General features: G+C 60.4%; 20 protein-coding genes. 11 read left to right on the top strand and 9 right to left on the bottom strand.

Features of this window, described 5'->3' with window-relative positions:
* Window positions 1-133: 133 nt before the first annotated feature.
* The 4 genes from rpoH to ftsY all read right to left on the bottom strand — a co-directional run bounded on the left by rpoH (window position 134) and on the right by ftsY (window position 4,303).
* Window positions 134-988: an RNA polymerase sigma factor RpoH gene (rpoH, locus tag IB252_RS13475; RefSeq protein WP_007897890.1), complete on the bottom strand. Its 855-nt coding sequence runs from the start codon at window positions 986-988 to the stop codon at window positions 134-136.
* Between the two features lie 113 nt (window positions 989-1,101).
* The gene (gene ftsX / locus IB252_RS13470) at window positions 1,102-2,124 is read right to left on the bottom strand and encodes a permease-like cell division protein FtsX (RefSeq protein ID WP_008152652.1); all 1,023 of its coding nucleotides are present in this window, start codon (window positions 2,122-2,124) and stop codon (window positions 1,102-1,104) included.
* On the bottom strand, window positions 2,121-2,792 hold the full coding sequence (gene ftsE, locus IB252_RS13465; protein ID WP_056738938.1) for a cell division ATP-binding protein FtsE: 672 nt from the start codon (window positions 2,790-2,792) through the stop codon (window positions 2,121-2,123). Before ftsE ends, ftsX begins: the two co-directional genes overlap by 4 nt.
* Entirely contained in the window at window positions 2,789-4,303 is a 1,515-nt protein-coding gene (gene ftsY, locus IB252_RS13460) for a signal recognition particle-docking protein FtsY (RefSeq protein WP_192409120.1), read from the bottom strand. Before ftsY ends, ftsE begins: the two co-directional genes overlap by 4 nt.
* A 344-nt stretch (window positions 4,304-4,647) precedes the next feature.
* Between ftsY and IB252_RS13455 the strand changes: the two genes are divergently transcribed.
* From IB252_RS13455 to IB252_RS13435, 5 genes are all read left to right on the top strand, one after another.
* Window positions 4,648-6,003 carry a M16 family metallopeptidase gene (locus IB252_RS13455; protein WP_192409118.1) on the top strand — a complete coding sequence of 452 codons (1,356 nt, stop codon included), beginning with the start codon at window positions 4,648-4,650 and terminating at the stop codon, window positions 6,001-6,003.
* Window positions 5,996-7,486: a M16 family metallopeptidase gene (locus IB252_RS13450; RefSeq protein ID WP_192409117.1), complete on the top strand. Its 1,491-nt coding sequence runs from the start codon at window positions 5,996-5,998 to the stop codon at window positions 7,484-7,486. Before IB252_RS13455 ends, IB252_RS13450 begins: the two co-directional genes overlap by 8 nt.
* On the top strand, window positions 7,486-8,097 hold the full coding sequence (rsmD, locus tag IB252_RS13445; protein ID WP_033060498.1) for a 16S rRNA (guanine(966)-N(2))-methyltransferase RsmD: 612 nt from the start codon (window positions 7,486-7,488) through the stop codon (window positions 8,095-8,097). The genes IB252_RS13450 and rsmD overlap by 1 nt, the downstream gene beginning before the upstream one ends.
* A gap of 63 nt (window positions 8,098-8,160) precedes the next feature.
* Window positions 8,161-9,159 carry a hydrolase gene (locus IB252_RS13440; protein WP_111448439.1) on the top strand — a complete coding sequence of 333 codons (999 nt, stop codon included), beginning with the start codon at window positions 8,161-8,163 and terminating at the stop codon, window positions 9,157-9,159.
* A gap of 3 nt (window positions 9,160-9,162) precedes the next feature.
* Window positions 9,163-9,993, top strand: a complete 831-nt coding sequence (locus tag IB252_RS13435; RefSeq protein ID WP_192409115.1) for an AraC family transcriptional regulator — start codon at window positions 9,163-9,165, stop codon at window positions 9,991-9,993.
* 126 nt (window positions 9,994-10,119) lie between these two features.
* Here IB252_RS13435 and IB252_RS13430 read toward each other — a convergent pair whose 3' ends face one another.
* Window positions 10,120-10,974, bottom strand: a complete 855-nt coding sequence (locus tag IB252_RS13430; RefSeq protein ID WP_192409113.1) for a sulfurtransferase — start codon at window positions 10,972-10,974, stop codon at window positions 10,120-10,122.
* 43 nt (window positions 10,975-11,017) lie between these two features.
* Window positions 11,018-11,689 carry a TetR/AcrR family transcriptional regulator gene (locus IB252_RS13425; RefSeq protein WP_111448436.1) on the bottom strand — a complete coding sequence of 224 codons (672 nt, stop codon included), beginning with the start codon at window positions 11,687-11,689 and terminating at the stop codon, window positions 11,018-11,020.
* A gap of 146 nt (window positions 11,690-11,835) precedes the next feature.
* On the opposite strand from IB252_RS13425, the gene IB252_RS13420 reads away from it, so the two are divergent.
* The 5 genes from IB252_RS13420 to IB252_RS13400 all read left to right on the top strand — a co-directional run bounded on the left by IB252_RS13420 (window position 11,836) and on the right by IB252_RS13400 (window position 16,518).
* The gene (locus IB252_RS13420) at window positions 11,836-13,266 is read left to right on the top strand and encodes a coniferyl aldehyde dehydrogenase (protein WP_192409111.1); all 1,431 of its coding nucleotides are present in this window, start codon (window positions 11,836-11,838) and stop codon (window positions 13,264-13,266) included.
* Between the two features lie 31 nt (window positions 13,267-13,297).
* Window positions 13,298-13,843: a twin-arginine translocation pathway signal protein gene (locus tag IB252_RS13415; protein ID WP_192409109.1), complete on the top strand. Its 546-nt coding sequence runs from the start codon at window positions 13,298-13,300 to the stop codon at window positions 13,841-13,843.
* A gap of 130 nt (window positions 13,844-13,973) precedes the next feature.
* Window positions 13,974-15,569 carry a GMC family oxidoreductase gene (locus tag IB252_RS13410; protein WP_192409107.1) on the top strand — a complete coding sequence of 532 codons (1,596 nt, stop codon included), beginning with the start codon at window positions 13,974-13,976 and terminating at the stop codon, window positions 15,567-15,569.
* Window positions 15,570-15,684: 115 nt separating this feature from the next.
* Window positions 15,685-16,164, top strand: coding sequence for a pantetheine-phosphate adenylyltransferase (gene coaD / locus IB252_RS13405; protein ID WP_008150570.1), 480 nt, complete (start codon window positions 15,685-15,687; stop codon window positions 16,162-16,164).
* A gap of 102 nt (window positions 16,165-16,266) precedes the next feature.
* Complete coding sequence (locus IB252_RS13400) at window positions 16,267-16,518, top strand: YfhL family 4Fe-4S dicluster ferredoxin (RefSeq protein ID WP_008150569.1); 252 nt, start codon at window positions 16,267-16,269, stop codon at window positions 16,516-16,518.
* Window positions 16,519-16,649: 131 nt separating this feature from the next.
* Here IB252_RS13400 and IB252_RS13395 read toward each other — a convergent pair whose 3' ends face one another.
* From IB252_RS13395 to IB252_RS13385, 3 genes are read right to left on the bottom strand one after another with little or no spacing between them, the layout of a single operon-like run.
* Complete coding sequence (locus tag IB252_RS13395) at window positions 16,650-16,973, bottom strand: multidrug transporter (RefSeq protein ID WP_192409105.1); 324 nt, start codon at window positions 16,971-16,973, stop codon at window positions 16,650-16,652.
* Window positions 16,974-17,026: 53 nt separating this feature from the next.
* The gene (gene mutM, locus IB252_RS13390) at window positions 17,027-17,839 is read right to left on the bottom strand and encodes a bifunctional DNA-formamidopyrimidine glycosylase/DNA-(apurinic or apyrimidinic site) lyase (protein ID WP_192409103.1); all 813 of its coding nucleotides are present in this window, start codon (window positions 17,837-17,839) and stop codon (window positions 17,027-17,029) included.
* A gap of 28 nt (window positions 17,840-17,867) precedes the next feature.
* Window positions 17,868-18,683: an HDOD domain-containing protein gene (locus IB252_RS13385; RefSeq protein ID WP_192409301.1), complete on the bottom strand. Its 816-nt coding sequence runs from the start codon at window positions 18,681-18,683 to the stop codon at window positions 17,868-17,870.
* Window positions 18,684-18,924: 241 nt separating this feature from the next.
* Here IB252_RS13385 and IB252_RS13380 point away from each other — a divergent pair, with 241 nt between their 5' ends.
* Entirely contained in the window at window positions 18,925-20,121 is a 1,197-nt protein-coding gene (locus IB252_RS13380; RefSeq protein ID WP_008150557.1) for a class I SAM-dependent rRNA methyltransferase, read from the top strand.
* The last annotated feature ends 41 nt before the right edge of the window (window positions 20,122-20,162 follow it).

Raw genomic sequence — 20,162 nt, 5'->3', positions numbered from 1 at the left:
CTGACGCCATCGCGAGCAGGTCGAATCGTCGCACCGTCGCTCCCACATTGGTTTATGGTGATTCAGGAAAAATGGGTACAAATAAAAACGCCCCGATCAATGATCGGGGCGTTTTTTTATGCCTTAGCTGCGGTTAGGCGGCGATCGACAACTTGAGCTTGTTCATCGCGCTCTTCTCGAGCTGACGAATACGCTCGGCCGACACGTTGTACTTCTGCGCCAGGTCATGCAGCGTGGCTTTTTCTTCCGCTAGCCAGCGCTGGTAGAGGATGTCACGGCTGCGGTCGTCCAACACTTCAAGCGCTTCGTGCAGGTTGTGGTTGGAGTTGTCGCTCCAGTCGGCATCTTCCAGCTGACGGGCCGGGTCGTACCGGTGGTCTTCCAGATAGTTGGCCGGCGATTGGAAAGCGCTGTCGTCGTCCGCTTCCGCGGCCGGGTCGAAGGCCATGTCATGGCCGGTCAGGCGACTTTCCATCTCACGCACTTCCCGAGGCTCTACACCGAGGCTTTCCGCCACACGGTGAACTTCCTCGTTGTTCAGCCACGCCAGACGCTTCTTCTGGCTGCGCAGGTTGAAGAACAGCTTGCGCTGGGCCTTGGTGGTCGCGACTTTCACGATCCGCCAGTTGCGCAGGATGAATTCGTGGATTTCCGCCTTGATCCAGTGCACTGCAAAAGACACCAGGCGCACACCCATTTCCGGGTTGAAGCGCTTCACCGCCTTCATCAGGCCGACGTTGCCTTCCTGGATCAGGTCAGCCTGAGCCAGACCGTAGCCGGAATAGCTACGGGCGATATGTACAACAAAACGCAGGTGGGCGAGCACCATCTGCCGAGCCGCCCCCAAATCCTGCTCATAATAGAGACTCTCGGCCAGTTCACGCTCCTGCTCCGGCGTCAGCAATGGAATGCTGTTCACCGTGTGCACATAGGCCTCCAGGTTCGCACCCGGGACCAGAGCATATGCAGGTTGCAAAGAATTGGTCATACGAAAAAACCTCCGACTTACATAACTCGTGCAGTTCAGCACTGCGAAAATTGACCGGAAACCAAAAGACAAGTTCCCATAAACGCTGAAAGGTCAATACGAGCAAAATGATACTACTTAGGCGCAAGCTCCCTCAGGTGGCGAGCGACTGCAATCCATGCACCGATATACCCCAACAGCACCGCGCCAAGCAAGAGAGACAGACCGTCGGCAACTGGCACTCCGGCCAGCGCAAAATCACTGCCGTACAAACCGGCCAGCCCAACCACCGCGTCGTTCAGCCAATCAAGGCCGAACGCCAATACGCCCCAGGAAAGAATCCCCGCACCGAAGCCATAAAGCGCACCCATGTACAGAAAGGGCCTGCGCACATAGCTGTCAGTGCCGCCGACGAGTTTAATCACTTCTATCTCTGTGCGGCGGTTTTCAATATGAAGACGAATGGTATTGCCTATCACCAAAAGTAATGCAGAAACCAGAAGCACGGTCAGACCGAAGACAAAACGGTCACCCAGCTTGAGGATGGCTGCCAGACGCTCGACCCAGACTAGATCAAGTTGCGCCTGTTGTACCTTGGGCAACTCGGAAAGTTTTTGTCGTAATGCTTCAAGGGCTGGCTTATCGACCTCATTCGGCGTCACCAAAACCACGCCCGGCAGCGGGTTTTCCGGCAGTTCCTTGAGCGCCTCGCCCAGACCGGACTGCTGCTGAAACTCTTCCAGCGCTTGATCGCGGCCGACATATTCAGCATCAGCTACGCCAGGCATCCCCTTGATCTGCTCGCGTAACGACTCGCCTTCAGCGGGACTGGCCTCGATTTGCAGGTACAGGGAAATCTGCGCCGCACGCTGCCACGAACCACCGAGACGCTCGACGTTACTTAGCAAAAGTGACAGGCCCATCGGCAAACTCAGGGCCACCGCCATCACCATGCAGGTGAAGAAGCTACCGATGGGCTGCTTGCCCAAACGACGCAAGCTATCGAGCAGGCTGGCGCGATGACTCTCGACCCAGGCACGAAACAGCGTGGCGAAATCCGGACCGTCATCATCGTCGCGTTTTTTCTTCTGCGGCTGCTGGTCGGCGGCCTTCGGGGCCACGCGCTCGGAAACCTTGGGGCTGCGTGTCGCACTCATACGCCGGCCTCCCCGTCACCGATCAATCGACCGCGCTGCAGGGTCAACATGCGGTGGCGCATGCGGGCGATCAGTGCCAGGTCGTGACTGGCAATCAGCACGCTGGTGCCCAAACGGTTGATGTCTTCGAACACACCCATGATTTCTGCCGCCAGACGTGGATCGAGGTTACCGGTCGGTTCGTCCGCCAGCAGCAAGGCCGGGCGGTGAACGATGGCGCGGGCGATGCCGACACGCTGTTGCTGACCGGTGGACAGGTCGCCAGGGTACAAGTCGGTCTTGTCCGACAGCGCCACGCGCTCAAGCGCCGAATCCACGCGTTTGGTGATCTCGGCCTTGGACAACCCAAGGATCTGCAAGGGCAGCGCGATGTTGTTGAACACCGTGCGATCGAACAACAGCTGGTGATTCTGGAACACCACGCCGATCTGCCGACGCAGGTAAGGAATCTGTGCGTTGCTGATGGTGCTCAGGTCTTGCCCGGCCAGCAGCAATTTGCCGGTGGTCGGACGCTCCATCGCCAGCAGCAGGCGCAACAAGGTGCTTTTACCGGCCCCAGAGTGGCCGGTCACAAACAAAAACTCGCCCCGACGGACTCGAAAGCTCAGCTCATGCAAGCCGACGTGGCCGTTCGGGTAGCGTTTACCGACCTGTTCGAAACGAATCATGAACGCTCCCGCTCGGCAAACAGTGCCTGGACAAAGGGTTCTGCTTCAAAAGTACGCAAATCATCGATGCCTTCACCGACGCCGATGTAGCGAATCGGCAAGCCAAACTGCTTGGCGAGGGCGAAAATCACCCCGCCTTTGGCGGTGCCATCGAGCTTGGTCAGCGCCAGGCCGGTCAGTTCGACGGTCTGGTTAAATTGTTTGGCCTGGCTGATCGCGTTCTGCCCCGTACCGGCATCAAGCACCAACAGCACCTCGTGAGGCGCGTCGGCGTCGAGTTTGCTGATGACCCGGCGAACCTTCTTCAGCTCTTCCATCAAATTGTCTTTGGTGTGCAGGCGACCGGCGGTGTCGGCGATCAATACGTCGATGCCACGGGCCTTGGCCGCTTGCACGGCATCGAAGATAACCGAAGCCGAGTCCGCGCCGGTGTGCTGGGCGATGACCGGGATCTTGTTGCGCTCGCCCCAGACTTGCAATTGTTCGACGGCGGCGGCGCGGAAGGTATCGCCGGCCGCGAGCATGACTTTCTTGCCTTCGAGCTGCAGCTTCTTCGCCAGTTTGCCGATGGTGGTGGTCTTGCCGGCACCGTTGACGCCGACGACCAGGATGACGAACGGCTTGGTCTGCGAGGTGATTTTCAGCGGTTGCTCGACAGGCTTGAGCATCGCCGCCAGTTCCGCTTGCAGGGATTTGTACAGCGCATCGGCATCGGCCAGTTCTTTGCGAGCGACCTTCTGGGTCAGGCGCTGAATGATCACCGAAGTCGCCTCGACGCCGACATCGGCGGTCAGCAGGCGGGTTTCGATGTCTTCGAGCAGCTCGTCATCGATGATCTTCTTGCCCAGGAACAGGCTGGCCATGCCTTCGCCGATGCTGGCGCTGGTCTTGGACAAGCCTTGTTTCAGGCGGGCGAAGAAACCGGCTTTGGTTTCTGCGGTACGCGCGGGCTCGGCAGGCGTTTCAACGGGAACGACAGGTGCGGCGGCAACAGGAGCTACGGGAGCGACGACCGGCGCAGGCGCCTGAGCAATCGGAGCAACGAGTGCGGGCACCACAGGCTCCGGAACAACCGGTTCAGGCTCGGCCACCACCACTGGCGCGACAACCGGCTCAACCACTGGCGCTTGAACGGGCTCAGGAGCAAACGCAGTCGGTGCGGGAATCGGCGGCGTAACGTGCGGCGCCAGCTCATCTACGACCAATGACACCGGCTCTTCCGCCACAGGCAACGTCAGCCATGGTTCGGCAACGGGCGTGAGCTGCACCTGGGCCACGACTTCGGCGACGACATCAGGCTCAGGCTCGATAACCGGTTGCAACACCGGCTCGGCGATCGGCGGGACAATCGGCGCCGGCTCTTCTTCTATTACCGGCGCAGGTGTGGGCTCAGGAAGTGGCTGTGGCTGTTCGACGACGGGTTCCTGCGGCTTTTTGCGCAGCCATCCGAACAGGCTTTTCTTCTCACCAGCCGCAGCTGGGGCTTTCTTGTCGTCGTTGGAACCAAACATGGAGGACGGCTATCTCACGGTAGCGACGCGCCAAAGGGCGCCTCGGCAAATAAATATTCGATGCAGAACAGACTGCGATTGACCCAGCTTGTTCACGCGCAACATTTTGTCGAGGTGCAAACGGCACCTCAAAGGTCGACTAATACGAAGGACTGGAACGGCATCGTCGGCGAAAACGCAGAGTTTAGCTGACAAACTCAAAGCTTCCGCCGCAAACCCAAACAACCTGCTGACCGATCAAAGGCCTGATAGGCGTGGCCGCCAGTAAAACGGATCAGTATCCTAGCACCTCCTCGCCCGCCTAGGCTAAGACCAAGCGGGCAGCCCCAAAGGTTTAAAAACGAATGAATGCTCTAGCCCGCCGCGCTGCAGGCCTGCTGCTCAGCACAGTTTGTCTGCCCCTCTCGGCCCTGGCTGCCGATCCACAACCCACCCACGAATTCACCCTCGATAACGGCCTGAAGGTCGTCGTGCGCGAAGACCATCGTGCGCCGGTGGTGGTTTCCCAAGTCTGGTACAAGGTCGGCTCCAGCTACGAGACCCCCGGTCAGACCGGTTTGTCCCACGCCCTGGAACACATGATGTTCAAGGGCAGCGAAAAAGTCGGCCCCGGCGAAGCCTCGCTGATCCTGCGCGACCTCGGCGCCGAAGAGAACGCGTTCACCAGCGATGACTTCACGGCGTATTACCAGGTGCTGGCCCGCGACCGTCTGGGCGTGGCCTTCGAGCTGGAAGCCGACCGCATGGCCAGCCTGCGCCTGCCGGCCGACGAGTTCGCCCGCGAGATCGAAGTCATCAAAGAAGAACGTCGCCTGCGCACCGACGACAAGCCGATGTCCAAGGCCTACGAACGCTTCAAGGCCATGGCTTACCCGGCCAGCGGTTACCACACGCCGACCATCGGCTGGATGGCTGACCTGGACCGCATGAAAGTCGAAGAGCTGCGCCACTGGTACCAATCCTGGTACGTGCCGAACAACGCCACGTTAGTGGTGGTGGGCGACGTGACCCCGGACGAGGTCAAAACCCTGGCCCAGCGCTACTTCGGCCCGATCGCCAAACGTGATGTGCCGCCAGCGAAAATCCCGATGGAGCTGGCCGAGCCCGGTGAGCGCCAGATTACACTGCATGTGCAGACCCAACTGCCAAGCCTGATGCTGGGCTTCAACGTGCCAAGCATCGCCACCGCGCAAGACAAACGCTCGGTCAACGCCTTGCGTCTGATCTCCGCCCTGCTCGACGGCGGCTACAGCGGACGTATCCCGACACAACTGGAGCGCGGCGAAGAGCTGGTCTCTGGCGGTTCGTCGAGTTACGACGCCTATACCCGTGGCGACAGCCTGTTCACCTTGTCGGCAACGCCCAACACCCAGAAAAACAAAACCATGGCTCAGGCTGAAGCTGGCCTGTGGAAGCTGCTCGAACAGCTGAAAACCACCGCGCCGTCCGCTGAAGAACTGGAACGCGTCCGCGCGCAGGTCATCGCCGGCCTGGTTTACGAGCGTGACTCGATCACCAGCCAGGCCACCGCTATTGGCCAACTGGAAACCGTCGGCCTGTCCTGGAAGCTGATGGACACCGAACTCTCCGAGCTGGAAAGCGTGACTCCGGAAGATATCCAGAAAGCCGCCAAGCTGTATTTCACCCGCGAACGTCTCAGCGTCGCCCATGTATTGCCAGAGGAGACGACTCATGAGTGAGCGTAAAAAACCGCGCCTGGCGCTGATTGGCCTGATCGCTGTCGCCTTGATCGGGTCTGCCGCGTTCTACTTCTCGAAGACCGACGATTCCAAGGCCAGCGAAGCCCTCGACAAGGCCAAGGCCAGCCAGAAACTGCAATCACTGGCCGAGCTCGATGGCAAAGCGCCAAGCCACCGCACCCTGGACGTGCAGACCTGGAAAACTGCCGAGGGCGCCAAGGTGCTGTTCGTTGAAGCCCGGGAGCTGCCGATGTTCGACATGCGCCTGATCTTCGCCGCCGGCAGCAGCCAGGACGGCGACGCACCTGGCCTCTCCATGCTGACCAACGCCATGCTCAACGAAGGTGTGGCCGGCAAAGATGTCGGCGCCATTGCTCAGGGCTTCGAAGGCCTGGGCGCAGACTTTAGCAACGGCGCATTCAAAGACATGGCCCTGGCTTCCCTGCGCAGTCTCAGTGCCGCGGACAAACGCGAGCCGGCCCTGAAGTTGTTCTCTGAAGTCATCGGCAAACCGACCTTCCCGGCCGATTCCTTTACGCGCATCAAGAACCAGATGCTCGCCGGTTTCGAGTACCAAAAGCAGAACCCCGGCAAACTCGCGAGCCTGGAGCTGATGAACCGTCTGTACGGCGATCACCCGTACGCGCACTCCAGCGACGGCACGGCGAAAACCGTTCCGGCGATCACCGTGGCGCAACTGCGCGCATTCCATGAGAAAGCCTATGCGGCTGGCAACGTGGTGATTGCGCTGGTGGGCGACCTGTCTCGCACCGAGGCCGAAGCGATTGCCGCACAAGTCTCCAGCGCGTTGCCGAAAGGCCCGGAGCTGGCGAAAATCCCGCAACCGGAAGAACCGAAAGCCAGCATCGGCCACATCGAGTTTCCGTCCAAGCAGACTAACCTGATGCTCGCGCAATTGGGCATCGACCGTGACGACCCGGACTACGCGGCACTGTCCATGGGCAACCAGATCCTCGGTGGCGGCGGTTTCGGTACACGACTGATGAGCGAAGTGCGCGAGAAACGCGGCCTGACCTACGGCGTCTATTCGGGTTTCACCCCGATGCAGGCCCGCGGCCCGTTCATGATCAACCTGCAAACCCGCGCCGAGATGAGCGAAGGTACGTTGAAACTGGTGCAGGATGTGCTCGCCGACTACCTCAAAACCGGCCCGACCCAGAAAGAACTCGACGACGCCAAGCGTGAACTGGCCGGCAGCTTCCCGCTGTCCACCGCCAGCAACGCCGATATCGTCGGCCAACTCGGCGCCATGGGTTTCTACAACCTGCCGCTGAGTTATCTGGATGACTTTATGCGCGAGTCCCAGAGCCTGACAGTCGAGCAGGTCAAAACCGCACTGAACAAACACTTGAGCACGGACAAAATGGTCATCGTCAGCGCTGGCCCGACCGTGCCGCAAAAGCCGTTACCGGCCCCAACTGATAAACCTGCCGAGCAACCGCTCGGGGTTCCGGAGCATTAATGGCCACTCGTCCTAAAAAACCCGTACACAACGTGCATAACGGCGTGAACCAACTGCGCATTATCGGCGGTGAATGGGGCAGCCGGAAGCTGAGCTTCCCGGATGCACCGGGCCTGCGCCCTACCCCGGACCGGGTGCGTGAAACCCTGTTCAACTGGCTCGCGCCTTATGTCGCTGGCGCCAAGGTTCTGGACCCGTTCGCCGGCAGCGGCGCATTGTTCCTCGAAGCCTTGTCCCGTGGCGCGGCCATGGGTCAGGCGCTGGACGCCAGCAACATCGCGGTCGCCAGCATCAAGGAGCATCTGGGCACGCTGCGCTGCACCACCGGCCAGATTCAGACCGCCGATGCCCTGCGCTACCTGGAAACCCAGACAGCGACTGCATACGACCTGGTGTTCCTCGATCCGCCGTTCAACCAGAACCTGTTGCCAGGCGTTTGTGCATTACTTGAAGAACGTCAGTGGCTGGCCGACGAAGCCTGGATCTACACTGAAAGCGAGAATGCGCCATCGAGCCTTGGCTTACCAGGCAACTGGCGCCTGCACCGGGAGCAGAAATCCGGGCGGGTGTATTACGCGCTGTGGCAACGTATGGCAGAGATTGCCGGTTAATCAACCGGCCTGAAAAAGGTGCGCGCCTCAAGCGAGGCTCGCACCGCTGCATCGAGAACCATCGTGCCCCATTTGCCAGAACGTTTCACCCCCGCCTTCGGCCTCGGCAACCCGCACTTGCAAACCTTGTGGGGACCGCTGTGGCGCAAAACCACACACATCGAACGCCAGCGCGAACGCTTGTGGCTTGAGGATGGCGACTTTCTCGATCTCGACTGGCACGGCCCGCACAGCGTCGAGGCGCCACTGGTGCTGGTATTGCACGGGCTGACCGGCTCTTCAAATTCGCCTTACGTGGCCGGCATGCAAAAAGCGTTAGGTGCCCAAGGCTGGGCCAGCGTCGCACTGAACTGGCGCGGCTGTTCGGGCGAACCGAATCTGTTGCCGCGCAGTTACCACTCCGGCGTCAGTGAAGACCTCGCCGAAACCATCAAACACCTGAAAGCCCAACGACCGCTCGCGCCGTTGTATGCGGTCGGCTATTCCCTGGGCGGCAATGTGTTGCTCAAGCACTTGGGCGAATCCGGCAGCAACAGTGGCGTGGTCGGTGCGGTGGCGGTGTCGGTGCCGTTTCGTCTTGATCAATGCGCCGACCGTATCGGCCAGGGTTTTTCGAAGTTCTATCAGGCGCATTTCATGCGGGAGATGGTCGCCTACATCAAGAACAAGCAACGCCAGTTCCAGCATGACGGGCGCGAGGATGGTCTGGCGGCATTGGCCGCGCTGGGTTCACTGGAGAACATGCGCACGTTCTGGGATTTCGATGGCCGGGTCACCGCGCCGCTGAACGGCTTTGCCGATGCCGAGGATTACTATCGCCGCGCTTCGAGTCGCTATTTCCTTGGCGAGATTCGGACGCCGACCCTGATCATTCAAGCGGCCGATGACCCGTTTGTCTTCCCTCATAGCCTGCCGCAAGCCGACGAATTGTCCGCCTGCACTCAATTCGAGCTACAGACCAAGGGTGGGCATGTCGGCTTCGTCGATGGCTCGTTCAGGCAACCGGGTTACTACCTGGAACGCCGCATCCCGCAGTGGCTGACCGCCGTGGGTCGCCAGTAAGGCATGGACGTCGATCAGGGCGAGTCGATCCGATTCTGGCAAACAGCACCGTTGGCCGGCGTCGAGTTATTGTCCGCGCGCTACATCGAACACCGTTTCGCACCCCATGTGCATGACGGCTACGTGATCGGCATGATCATGGCCGGCGCCCAGCGCTATCGCTATCGCGGCGCCGAACACTTGGCCGGTAGCGGCACGCTGGTGCTGATCAATCCGGACGAACTGCACACCGGTCATAAAGGCACCGAGGATGGTTGGTTGTATCGGGCGTTCTATCCGGACAGCGGTCAGATTCTGTCGCTACTCGATGAGTTGGAACTGCCGACCAACAACTTGCCGGCGTTCGGCGCGACGCTGTATCGCGATCCGGATCTGGTGAAGGGTTTCTGCCAACTGCATCGTCTACTGGAAAGTCCGTCCACGGCCCTGCAACAACAAACGGTCTGGCGGGAAATGATGCTGTTGCTGCTGCAACGGCACGCGACCGTGCCGATTGCCGGCAAGCCGGGCAAGGAACATCGGGCGGTGACGCTGGCCAAGGATCTGCTGCAAGCACAATTGGCGACGCCGCCTTCGCTGGAAGAACTGGCCGCGGCGGTCAACCTTTCGCCCTTCCACTTCGCCCGGGTGTTCCGCCGCGCCACGGGCACGCCACCGCACACCTGGCTGATGCAGCAGCGCATCGCTCGGGCGCGGGCGTTATTACAGAACGGTTGTTTGCCGCTGGAAGTGGCGACGCAGCTGGGGTTTGCTGATCAGAGTCATCTGAGTCGGCAGTTCAAGCAGGTTTACGGTGTTGGGCCGGGCGCGTATCGCAGCGCCCGCTTACGGTGATATCTCAACGCATCAATTGCCCCCTGTGGGAGCGAGCCTGCTCGCGATTGCGGTTTAACATTCAACATTGATGTTGACTGGTACACCGCAATCGCGAGCAGGCTCGCTCCCACAGGGGTTAAGCGTTTATTCGCCTATGGCGATGCCGTGCGCTGGATCGTTGATCCACTCACTCCATGAGCCGGCATACAACGAGCCCAGCGGATAGCCGGCCAGGCACAACGCGAACAGGTTGTGACAGGCCGTCACGCCAGAACCGCAGTACGCCACCAAATCGGTCGGCGAGCGATTACCGAGCTTCGCGGCAAACCGCTGCTTGAGCTGATCGGCCGGCAGAAAACGCCCGTCGCTGCCCAGGTTGTCGGTGAACGCCGCGCATTGCGCGCCGGGGATGTGCCCGGCAATCGGGTCGATCGGTTCTACTTCGCCCTTGAAACGCGGCAAGCCGCGGGCATCAAGGAGGGTCAGCGCGGGCTGGCCGAGACGTTTCTGGAGCTGTTCGGCGCTCAAGACCAGCGCGTTGTCCGGCGTCCCCGTGAAGGTGCCCCGCTCAATCTGTGGCGCATCAAGACTCAGGGGCAAACCGGCTGCGTGCCAGGCCTTGAGCCCGCCATCGAGGATGAACACGCCGTCACGTTTGCCCAGCCAGGCCAGCAACCACCAGGCCCGCGCCGCGTAGGCACCCGGGCCGTCATCGTACAAAATCACATCGCTGTCGGCGTTGACGCCCCAGGCTTGCAGTCGCTCGATCAAGTCTTCAGGTTCAGGCAAAGGATGGCGCCCGGTCACACCCTTGACCACTGTCCCGCTCAAATCACGCTCAAGATCGGCAAAGCTCGACTCGGCGATATGCCCTTCGGCATAGCTGCGCTGACCGTAATCCGGGTCTTCGAGGGCAAAACGACAATCCAGAATCACCAGCCCCGGCTGCTCCTTTTTCAAGTCCAACGCTTGCGGGCTGATCAGTTGCGCTATGGGCATAACGGGCTCCTGTGATAGGCGATGTTTGATCCTACTGCACTTTCTATCCCACTTCTTCCAACGCTTGGGCCAACGGCACGTAAAACTCCTCGAACAGCGCATTCACCGCGGCGCGAGACTGATCCGTGACAAAACCTGCCTCAAGCACCAGCACCTGATACACACCACGTTTTATGGCCTGCTCGCTCAGGTGATTGGAATTTTCGCGCGTGGTGCACAGAAAACGTACCCAGGACGTCAGGATGATCCAGGCATTGAGCGTCAGGGACTCGATCTGAACCTTGTCCATTTGCAGGATGCCGGCCTCGACGAAGCCCGCGTAGATATGCGTGCCATAGATCAGACAGCGTTGGGAAAAGCGCCGATAACGGGCGGCCAGCTCCGGATCACTGTCGAGCAAGTGCTCCAGATCACGGTGCAAAAACCGGTAGCGCCACATGGCGGCCAGCAGCTCCTGGAGGTAGAAGCGCTTGTCTTCGACCGTGGCGGCACGCCCCTGGGGCGGGCGCAGGAAGCTGTCCACCAGGCTTTCGTACTCACTGAACAGCACGGCGATGATCGCCTGCTTGTTGGGGAAGTGGTAGTACAGGTTGCCCGGGGAAATTTCCATGTGGGCAGCAATGTGGTTGGTGCTGACGCTGCGCTCACCCTGCTGATTGAACAGCTCCAGGCTGTTCTGCACGATGCGCTCGCTGGTTTTGATCCGAGGGGCCATGGCTTGGGCTTTAATTCAAAAGGCGTTGACGGGCATCTTACGACCTATCCGCGAGTGGATAAAACAAAGCTGCGCCAGGATGTCATTTGACTTTATAGAGCATAGACTCTAAAAAGTCCCTCATTACAATAAATCCGGAGCCGACCATGACTGCTGACATCGCTTACTTGCAGAACCTGCAGCAGCCCCTGGAAGAGCTCCAGACCCTGTTCGACGCCCAGCGCGCGGCGTATGCCGCCAACCCGATGCCACCCGCCGCCCAGCGCCAGCAATGGCTAAAAGCCCTGCGCGATCTGTTGAGCAATGAGCGTCAGGCATTGATCGATGCCATCAGCCAGGATTTCAGCCATCGCAGCGCCGATGAAACCCTGCTCGCCGAACTGATGCCCAGTCTGCACGGCATTCACTACGCCAGTCAGCACCTCAAAGGCTGGATGAAAGCGTCGAAGCGCAAGGTCGGGGTTGCCTTTCAACCCGCGGCGGCCAAAGTCATTTATCAGCCGTTGGGTGTGGTCGGGGTGATCGTGCCCTGGAACTACCCGCTGTATCTGGCCATCGGGCCGTTGGTGGGCGCGTTGTCGGCAGGCAATCGGGTGATGCTCAAGCTCAGCGAATCGACCCCCGCCACCGGCGTGTTGCTCAAGGAACTGCTGGGCCGAATCTTCCCGCAAGACCTGGTTTGCGTGGTGCTGGGCGAAGCCGATATCGGTGTAGCGTTCTCCAGATTGCGTTTCGATCACCTGCTGTTCACCGGCGCCACCAGCATCGGCAAACACGTGATGCGTGCAGCGGCCGAGAACCTGACCCCGGTGACCCTCGAACTCGGCGGCAAATCCCCGGCCATCGTGTCGCGCGACGTACCGCTCAAGGATGCTGCCGAACGCATCGCCTTCGGCAAGACGCTCAACGCCGGGCAGACCTGTGTGGCCCCGGACTATGTGCTGGTGCCGGAAGATCGCGTCGGAGCTTTCGTCGAAGCCTATCGTCAGGCGGTTCGTGGGTTTTATCCGACCTTGACCGACAACCCGGACTACACCGCGATCATCAATGACCGACAATTGGCGCGCCTCAACGGCTACATCAGCGACGCCACCAGCAAGGGCGCGCTGCTGATTCCGTTGTTCGACAAGGGCCAGGGGCGCCGCATGGGCCACAGCCTGCTGCTCAACGTCAGCAACGACATGATGGTGATGCAGGACGAAATCTTCGGCCCGCTGTTGCCGATCGTTCCGTACAAGGATCTGGATCAGGCCTTTGCCTACATCAATGAGCGACCTCGTCCGCTGGCCCTGTATTACTTCGGCTACGACAAGCGTGAGCAACACCGCGTACTTCACGAAACCCATTCCGGCGGCGTGTGCCTGAACGACACCCTGCTGCACGTCGCTCAGGACGACATGCCATTCGGCGGCATCGGCGCCTCGGGCATGGGCCATTACCACGGCCACGAAGGTTTCTTGACCTTCAGCAAAGCCAAAGGTGTGCTGATCAAGCAGCGGTTCAATGCGGCGAAATTGATCTACCCGCCGTACGGCAAATCCATTCAGAAGCTGATCCAGAAGCTGTTTATTCGCTAACGATCATCATCCCCTTCGGGTAATAACAATAATGAGCCCAAGTCTGTCCGACACACCCGCGCTGTCACGGCGCGGCTTGCTTAAATTCAGCCTGGGTGCCAGCGCTTTTCTCGCCACCGCCGGTTTGGGCGCGAGCCTCAGCGGCTGCTCATCGAGCACTCCGGCCAGCGGTTTCGCGATTCTGCGCAGCGGTGACTTGCTGTTTCTGCGGGCACTGATTCCGGTGATGCTCGACGGCGCTGTGGCCGTCGAAAAAATGCCGACGGCCGTCGGTGACACCCTGCACTGCCTGGATAACGGTCTGAATCACCTGTCGCCGGAAATGCTCAAGCTGACCCGGCAGTTATTCGATGTGCTGGGAATGAGCATTACCCGCGGACCGCTCACCGGGATCTGGGGCAGTTGGGAAAACGCCAGTGCCGACGAAATCCGGCATTTTCTCGATCGCTGGGAAAACAGTTCGTTAAGTCTGCTGCGCATGGGCCACAGCTCGCTGCTGCAACTGGTGATGATGGCTTGGTATAGCCGGGCGGAGTCGTGGGCGCATTGCGGGTATCCCGGGCCGCCGACGGTCTGAAACCGTGGCGACCCAATCGCGAGCAGGCTCGCTCCCACAGGGGGGTACGCGATCCAATGTGGGAGCGAGCCTGCTCGCGATGGCGTCAGCCGCCTCACCACCGAACCCAAAACAAGAAGAGAACCTGAAGATGCCCGTACCCGATCCGTTCCGCGAAGGCCTGGCCCGTGGCTGGAAAACCTATAACGGCTCGCAACTGACCCAGGACCTGACCCTCGAAGCGGACGTGGCGATTATCGGCAGCGGCGCGGGCGGCGGCACCACCGCCGAAATCCTCAGCGCCGCGGGCTACAAGGTATTGCTGATCGAGGAAGGCCCGCTCAAGACCAGCAGCGACTTCAAGATGCTCGAAGACCAGGCCTACACCAGCCTCTACCAGGAAGGTATCGGCCGCATGAGCAAGGACGGCGCGATCACCATCCTTCAGGGCCGCGCGGTGGGCGGTACCACGTTAATCAACTGGACCTCAAGTTTTCGCACGCCGGACCCGACCCTCGACCACTGGGCCAAGGAACACGAGGTCAAAGGCCACACGCCGGCCGAGATGGCGCCGTGGTTCGAAAAAATGGAACAACGCCTGGGCGTCGCCCCCCGGATGATCCCGCCCAATGCCAACAACGACGTGATCCGCAAAGGCTGCGAAAAACTCGGCTACGCCTGGCATGTAATCCCGCGCAATGTGCGTGGCTGCTGGAACCTGGGCTACTGCGGCATGGGTTGCCCGACCAACGCCAAGCAATCGATGCTGGTCACGACCATTCCGGCGACTCTGGAAAAAGGCGGCGAGTTGCTCTATCTGGCTCGCGCCGAAAAGCTCTTGATCAGCGGCGGCAAGGTCACAGGCTTGCACTGCGTTGCGATGGACGACCGCTGCGTCGCACCTACCGGACACACGGTCACGGTCAAGGCCCGGCATTACGTGCTGGCCGGTGGCGGGATCAACAGCCCGGCGTTGCTCATGCGCTCCGAGGCACCGGATCCGCACAAACGGCTGGGTAAACGGACTTTTCTACACCTGGTGAACATGTCGGCCGGGCTGTTCGACGAGGTGATCAACCCGTTTTATGGCGCGCCACAGTCCATCTATTCCGACCATTTCCAATGGCAGGACGGCACCACCGGCAAAATGTCTTACAAACTCGAAGTCCCGCCGCTGCACCCGGCACTGGCCACGACCCTGCTCGGCGGTTTCGGCAAGGAAAACGCCCAACACATGGAAAACCTGTCCCACACCCACGCCATGTTGGCCCTGCTGCGGGACGGTTTTCACCCGGACAGCCCCGGCGGCAGCGTCGAGTTGCGCGGTGACGGCACGCCGGTGCTCGACTATCAGGTTTCACCCTATGCGTGGGACGGATTGCGTCGCTCGTTCCACAGCATGGCAGAGATCCAGTTCGCGGGCGGTGCCAAGGCGGTAATGCCCATGCACGCCGACGCTCGCTACGTGAAAACCCTCGCCGAAGCGCGCACGCTGATCGACGGCCTGAGCCTGGAGCTGTATCGCACACGACTGGGTAGCGCCCATGTGATGGGCGGTTGTGCCATGGGTGAAGACCCGAAAAACGCCGTGACCGACAGCCTCGGCCGGCATCATCAACTGGGCAATCTGTCGATTCATGACGGCTCGCTGTTCCCCACCAGCATTGGCGCAAACCCGCAATTGTCGGTCTACGGGCTGACGGCGCAGCTGGCAACTTCTTTGGCCGAACGTTTGAAAAACCCATGAAAAGGGAGAATATTCCCATCGTCTATAGTGCTTTCTTACTCAAAAGGCGACTTGGCCGACCGGGAAGGCTGCGATACCATCCGACTCCCCAACGGACTCCCGCCAGGACGACGCGATGAACCGAGTGTTGTACCCAGGTACCTTCGACCCTATTACCAAGGGCCATGGCGATCTGGTCGAACGCGCCGCGCGCCTGTTCGATCATGTGATCATCGCCGTCGCCGCCAGCCCGAAGAAAAACCCGTTGTTTCCCCTGGAACAGCGTGTGGCGCTGGCCCGCGAGGTCACTAAACATTTGCCCAACGTTGAAGTCGTCGGCTTCTCGACGTTGCTGGCGCATTTCGCCAAAGAGAAGAACGCCAACGTGTTCCTGCGTGGTTTGCGAGCGGTGTCGGACTTCGAATACGAATTCCAGCTGGCCAACATGAACCGTCAGCTGGCGCCGGATGTGGAAAGTCTGTTTCTTACCCCGTCCGAGCGTTATTCGTACATTTCCTCGACGCTGGTCCGTGAAATCGCAGCCCTGGGCGGCGATATCACCAAGTTTGTACACCCTGCGGTGGCGGATGCCCTGAACGAACGCTTCAAGAAGTAACAACCGCTCAAGCGGCGTCCGCGTGCACTGCGGGCGCCAATGCGGCACAATTGTGCGCATTGGTTTATTGCGCCCGGGCCTTCCGCCCTGGCTGGAGTTAGCATGTCCCTGATCATCACCGACGATTGCATCAACTGCGACGTCTGCGAACCCGAGTGTCCGAACGCCGCCATCTCCCAGGGCGAAGAGATCTACGTGATCGACCCGAACCTGTGCACCCAGTGCGTCGGCCACTACGACGAACCTCAGTGCCAGCAAGTGTGCCCGGTGGATTGCATTCCGCTGGACGAGGCGCACCCGGAGACTGAAGAGCAGTTGATGGAGAAGTACCGGAAGCTTACTGGCAAGGCTTGAGTCAGATAGTTTTGTAGCGGCTGTGCCGGCCCTATCGCGAGCAGGCTCGCTCCCACAGTTAATCGCGGTCTACTGTGGGAGCGAGCCTGCTCGCGATAGGGCCATCAGCCACACCAAAGAAGTAACCGACTTTACTCCCGCTGCTCAAACCCTTCCCCGATACACCCAAGACACCGCACGAACGCCGCTTTCGCCGGGTCGACCACCAACGCCTGCCCCGCATCGCCGACACCGCCACCCAACGCGGTAAACGGCAACGACACCACAAACGCTCCGGCACCAATCACCGTCGCCACGACCAGCAAGGGTCGGGCAATCAGCAAATCGCCGATCATGGCGTACGCCGGGGGATTCTGGATGGTGTAGCGCGGGTCGCCGCTGCCCGCATTTGCTGCCAGCACTGGCGCACCGATGCTCAGCAGCAAAACGACGACAAGGGTTCGAAACAGGTTCATGGCACAGTCCTTGGGCTAGGCAGTCAGAACACTGACTATAGACCCTGAGCGTTTCAGCTCTGACAACGCGGGCAAAAGACGCTGGCGCGCTGCCCGAGCTTCACTTCCCGCAACTCCGTGCCACAGACTTTGCAGGGCGCACCGCCACGGCCGTACACGAACAGTTCCTGCTGGAAGTAACCCGGCTGACCGTCACCGCCGATAAAGTCGCGCAGTGTGGTGCCACCGCGCTCGATAGCGGCCGCCAGGATGCGCTTGATCTCGATCGACAGTTTCAGATAACGCCCCCGAGAGATGCTTTTGGCCTCACGACGCGGGTCGATACCGGCGGCGAACAACGCTTCGGTTGCATAGATATTGCCCACGCCGACCACCACCGCGTTGTCCATGATGAACGGCTTGACCGCCATGGATCGCCCGCGGGACTGCTGGAACAAGCGTTCCCCGTCGAACAGCTCGGTCAACGGCTCCGGCCCCAGGCGGATCAACAATTCGTGGTTGAGCGGGTCGAGGCTCCAGAGCATCGCGCCAAACCGGCGCGGGTCGGTGTAACGCAGGGCCAGGCCGGATTCCAGCTCGATGTCCACGTGCTCATGCTTGGCCACCGGCGTGCCGATTTCCACCAGACGCAGATTTCCCGACATCCCCAAATGGCTGATCAGCGTGCCGACTTCGGCATTAATCAGCAAGTACTTCGCGCGTCGCTCCACCAGCACGATGCGCTGGCCAGACAGCCGCACATCCAGGTCTTCGGGAATCGGCCAGCGCAAGCGCCGCTCACGCACGATCACCCGGCTGACGCGCTGGCCTTCCAGGTGTGGCGCAATTCCGCGGCGAGTGGTTTCGACTTCAGGCAGTTCCGGCATGGTGCTCTCGAATCAGGCTGTGCAACGCTCAGCGGTGAGCGCCAAGGTCACGAATCGTTTGTTTGAGGGTCTCGAAGTCGTAGTCCGAGAGGCCGACATAATCGAGAACCAGCGGTGCGATGCTGTTCCACTCATGGTCATCACGCTGGCTGCCCAGCACCCGGAAGGACGCACAAATGTGCTCGGCCATTTTCAGGATCGCCAGCAGGTTTTTCAGCTGACTGTTGCGCGACGACTCATCGCTGAAGATTGCCAACGCATTGTGGTGATTGGCGATGGCGGCGGTCACATGCTCCGGCAGGCGCCAGGATTTGGCGGTGTAATAACCGACCACTGCGTGGTTGGTATTGAACACCCCATTCTCAGTGTCCACCACCCGGCATTCAGCGCTGGCGCTGGCGTAAGCCTCTTCCAGAACGGTCATGTAGTTGGGGAAGCGCTTGAGCATCAGCGGCACGCCGCAGTCATGGAACAGACCCAGGGCGTACGCTTCATCGCCGGCCTGGACGCCGATGCGCTTGGCCAGGGTCAGGCAGGTCATCGCCACATCCTGGGCGGTATCCCAGAAACGATTCAAGGTAACGATGGTGTCGTCGTTCATCTCGCCCTTGATCGACTGCGCGTTGATCAGGTTGATGATCGAGCGGCTGCCCAGCAGGTTCACTGCACGCTGAATCGAGGCGATCTTGTTGCTCAAGCCGTAATACGGCGAGTTGACGATTTTCAACAAGGCGCCAGAGAGGCCCGGGTCCTGGGAGATCAGCTTCGCGATCACCTCCAGATCCGGATCGGGCATGTACTGTTCCATCTGCAAATCCACCATGATTTGCGGCTGGGCCGGCACGCTGATGCCTTGCAGGGACTGTTGAATCTGTTCGGTGGTCAGCTCTGGGGACATAAGTACACACTCTGGGACAGGCGGCGATTCTAACCCTTAAGAAGATGGATCCGACAGTCAGTCAAGCGCAAGCCCGCTCCCACAGGTTCAGCACCTTACTGACGACCCTCATCGGCGTTTCATCGACCACCAAACCCGCCACTACCTCAACACGCTATACTCCCGCTCTTTTTTCCGGAGCGACGTCATGTCCCTGCCTAGCCTGCGCCTCAAAGCCAACGCCGACCGTCGCCTGCGAAACGGCCACTTGTGGGTCTACAGCAACGAAATCGATGTAGCCGCCACCCCATTGCATGGCTTCAAGGCCGGCGACCAGGCGATCCTCGAAGCGGCCAGCGGCAAGCCGCTGGGCATCGTTGCCATGAGCCCGAACAACCTGATCTGTGCCCGCCTCTTGTCGCGCGACATCAAGTTGCCGCTGGACAAGTCGCTGCTGGTGCATCGCCTGAACGTCGCGCTGTCCCTGCGCGATCGCCTGTTCGACAAGCCGTTCTATCGCCTGGTCTACGGCGATTCCGACCTGCTGCCAGGTCTGGTAGTTGATCGTTTCGGCGACATCCTGGTGGTACAGATCGCTTCGGCAACCATGGAAGCCCATAAAGAAGACGTGATCGCAGCGCTGACCCAAGTGGTCAAGCCTAGCGGCATTCTGTTCAAGAACGACTCCGCTGCCCGTGATGCCGAAGGCCTAAACCGCTACGTCGAAACCGTGTTCGGCCTGGTGCCGGAGTGGGTTGCCCTGGAAGAAAACGGCGTGAAGTTCGAAGCACCCGTCATCCAGGGACAGAAAACCGGATGGTTCTACGACCACCGCATGAACCGCGCGCGCCTGGCACCTTACGCCAAAGGCAAACGCGTGCTGGACCTGTACAGCTACATCGGTGGCTGGGGCGTGCAAGCGGCCGCATTCGGCGCCAGTGAAGTGTTCTGCGTCGACGCATCGGCCTTCGCCCTCGACGGCGTCGAGCGCAACGCCGCGCTGAACGGTTTCGCCGACAAGATGACCTGCATTGAAGGTGACGTGTTCGAAGCCCTGAAAGAGCTGAAAGCCAGCGAAGAGCGTTTCGACGTGATCGTTGCCGATCCTCCGGCGTTCATCAAACGCAAAAAAGACATGAAGAACGGTGAAGGTGCCTACCGTCGCCTGAACGAGCAAGCCATGCGCCTGCTCAGCAAGGACGGCATCCTGGTCAGCGCTTCGTGCTCGATGCACCTGCCGGAAGACGATCTGCAGAACATCCTGCTGACCAGCGCCCGTCACCTGGACCGCAACATCCAGATGCTGGAGCGTGGCGGTCAAGGCCCGGATCACCCGGTTCACCCGGCTATCGCCGAAACCCGCTACATCAAGAGCATCACCTGCCGTCTGCTGCCAAACAGCTGATTTCGCCGGTTTGACGGGGAGCCAGCCGGCTCCCCGTTCTA

It is taken from the genome of Pseudomonas sp. PDM10 (assembly GCF_014852295.1).
Taxonomy (GTDB): domain Bacteria; phylum Pseudomonadota; class Gammaproteobacteria; order Pseudomonadales; family Pseudomonadaceae; genus Aquipseudomonas.
Note: the sequence above shows the minus strand (reverse complement) of the source record. Positions and strands in the feature narration are given on the sequence as shown.

Excerpts from the sequence above, each read along its gene's own strand:
- IB252_RS13400 (WP_008150569.1), top strand. The coding sequence starts at position 16,267 with ATGTCCCTGATCATCACCGACGATTGCATCAACTGCGACGTCTGCGAA.
- IB252_RS13380 (WP_008150557.1), top strand. The coding sequence starts at position 18,925 with ATGTCCCTGCCTAGCCTGCGCCTCAAAGCCAACGCCGACCGTCGCCTG.
- coaD (WP_008150570.1), top strand. The coding sequence starts at position 15,685 with ATGAACCGAGTGTTGTACCCAGGTACCTTCGACCCTATTACCAAGGGC.
- rsmD (WP_033060498.1), top strand. The coding sequence starts at position 7,486 with ATGGCCACTCGTCCTAAAAAACCCGTACACAACGTGCATAACGGCGTG.
- IB252_RS13420 (WP_192409111.1), top strand. The coding sequence starts at position 11,836 with ATGACTGCTGACATCGCTTACTTGCAGAACCTGCAGCAGCCCCTGGAA.
- IB252_RS13450 (WP_192409117.1), top strand. The coding sequence starts at position 5,996 with ATGAGTGAGCGTAAAAAACCGCGCCTGGCGCTGATTGGCCTGATCGCT.
- rpoH (WP_007897890.1), bottom strand. The coding sequence starts at position 988 with ATGACCAATTCTTTGCAACCTGCATATGCTCTGGTCCCGGGTGCGAAC.
- IB252_RS13435 (WP_192409115.1), top strand. The coding sequence starts at position 9,163 with ATGGACGTCGATCAGGGCGAGTCGATCCGATTCTGGCAAACAGCACCG.
- mutM (WP_192409103.1), bottom strand. The coding sequence starts at position 17,839 with ATGCCGGAACTGCCTGAAGTCGAAACCACTCGCCGCGGAATTGCGCCA.
- ftsY (WP_192409120.1), bottom strand. The coding sequence starts at position 4,303 with ATGTTTGGTTCCAACGACGACAAGAAAGCCCCAGCTGCGGCTGGTGAG.
- IB252_RS13395 (WP_192409105.1), bottom strand. The coding sequence starts at position 16,973 with ATGAACCTGTTTCGAACCCTTGTCGTCGTTTTGCTGCTGAGCATCGGT.
- IB252_RS13415 (WP_192409109.1), top strand. The coding sequence starts at position 13,298 with ATGAGCCCAAGTCTGTCCGACACACCCGCGCTGTCACGGCGCGGCTTG.
- IB252_RS13425 (WP_111448436.1), bottom strand. The coding sequence starts at position 11,689 with ATGGCCCCTCGGATCAAAACCAGCGAGCGCATCGTGCAGAACAGCCTG.
- IB252_RS13430 (WP_192409113.1), bottom strand. The coding sequence starts at position 10,974 with ATGCCCATAGCGCAACTGATCAGCCCGCAAGCGTTGGACTTGAAAAAG.
- IB252_RS13410 (WP_192409107.1), top strand. The coding sequence starts at position 13,974 with ATGCCCGTACCCGATCCGTTCCGCGAAGGCCTGGCCCGTGGCTGGAAA.
- ftsX (WP_008152652.1), bottom strand. The coding sequence starts at position 2,124 with ATGAGTGCGACACGCAGCCCCAAGGTTTCCGAGCGCGTGGCCCCGAAG.
- IB252_RS13455 (WP_192409118.1), top strand. The coding sequence starts at position 4,648 with ATGAATGCTCTAGCCCGCCGCGCTGCAGGCCTGCTGCTCAGCACAGTT.
- ftsE (WP_056738938.1), bottom strand. The coding sequence starts at position 2,792 with ATGATTCGTTTCGAACAGGTCGGTAAACGCTACCCGAACGGCCACGTC.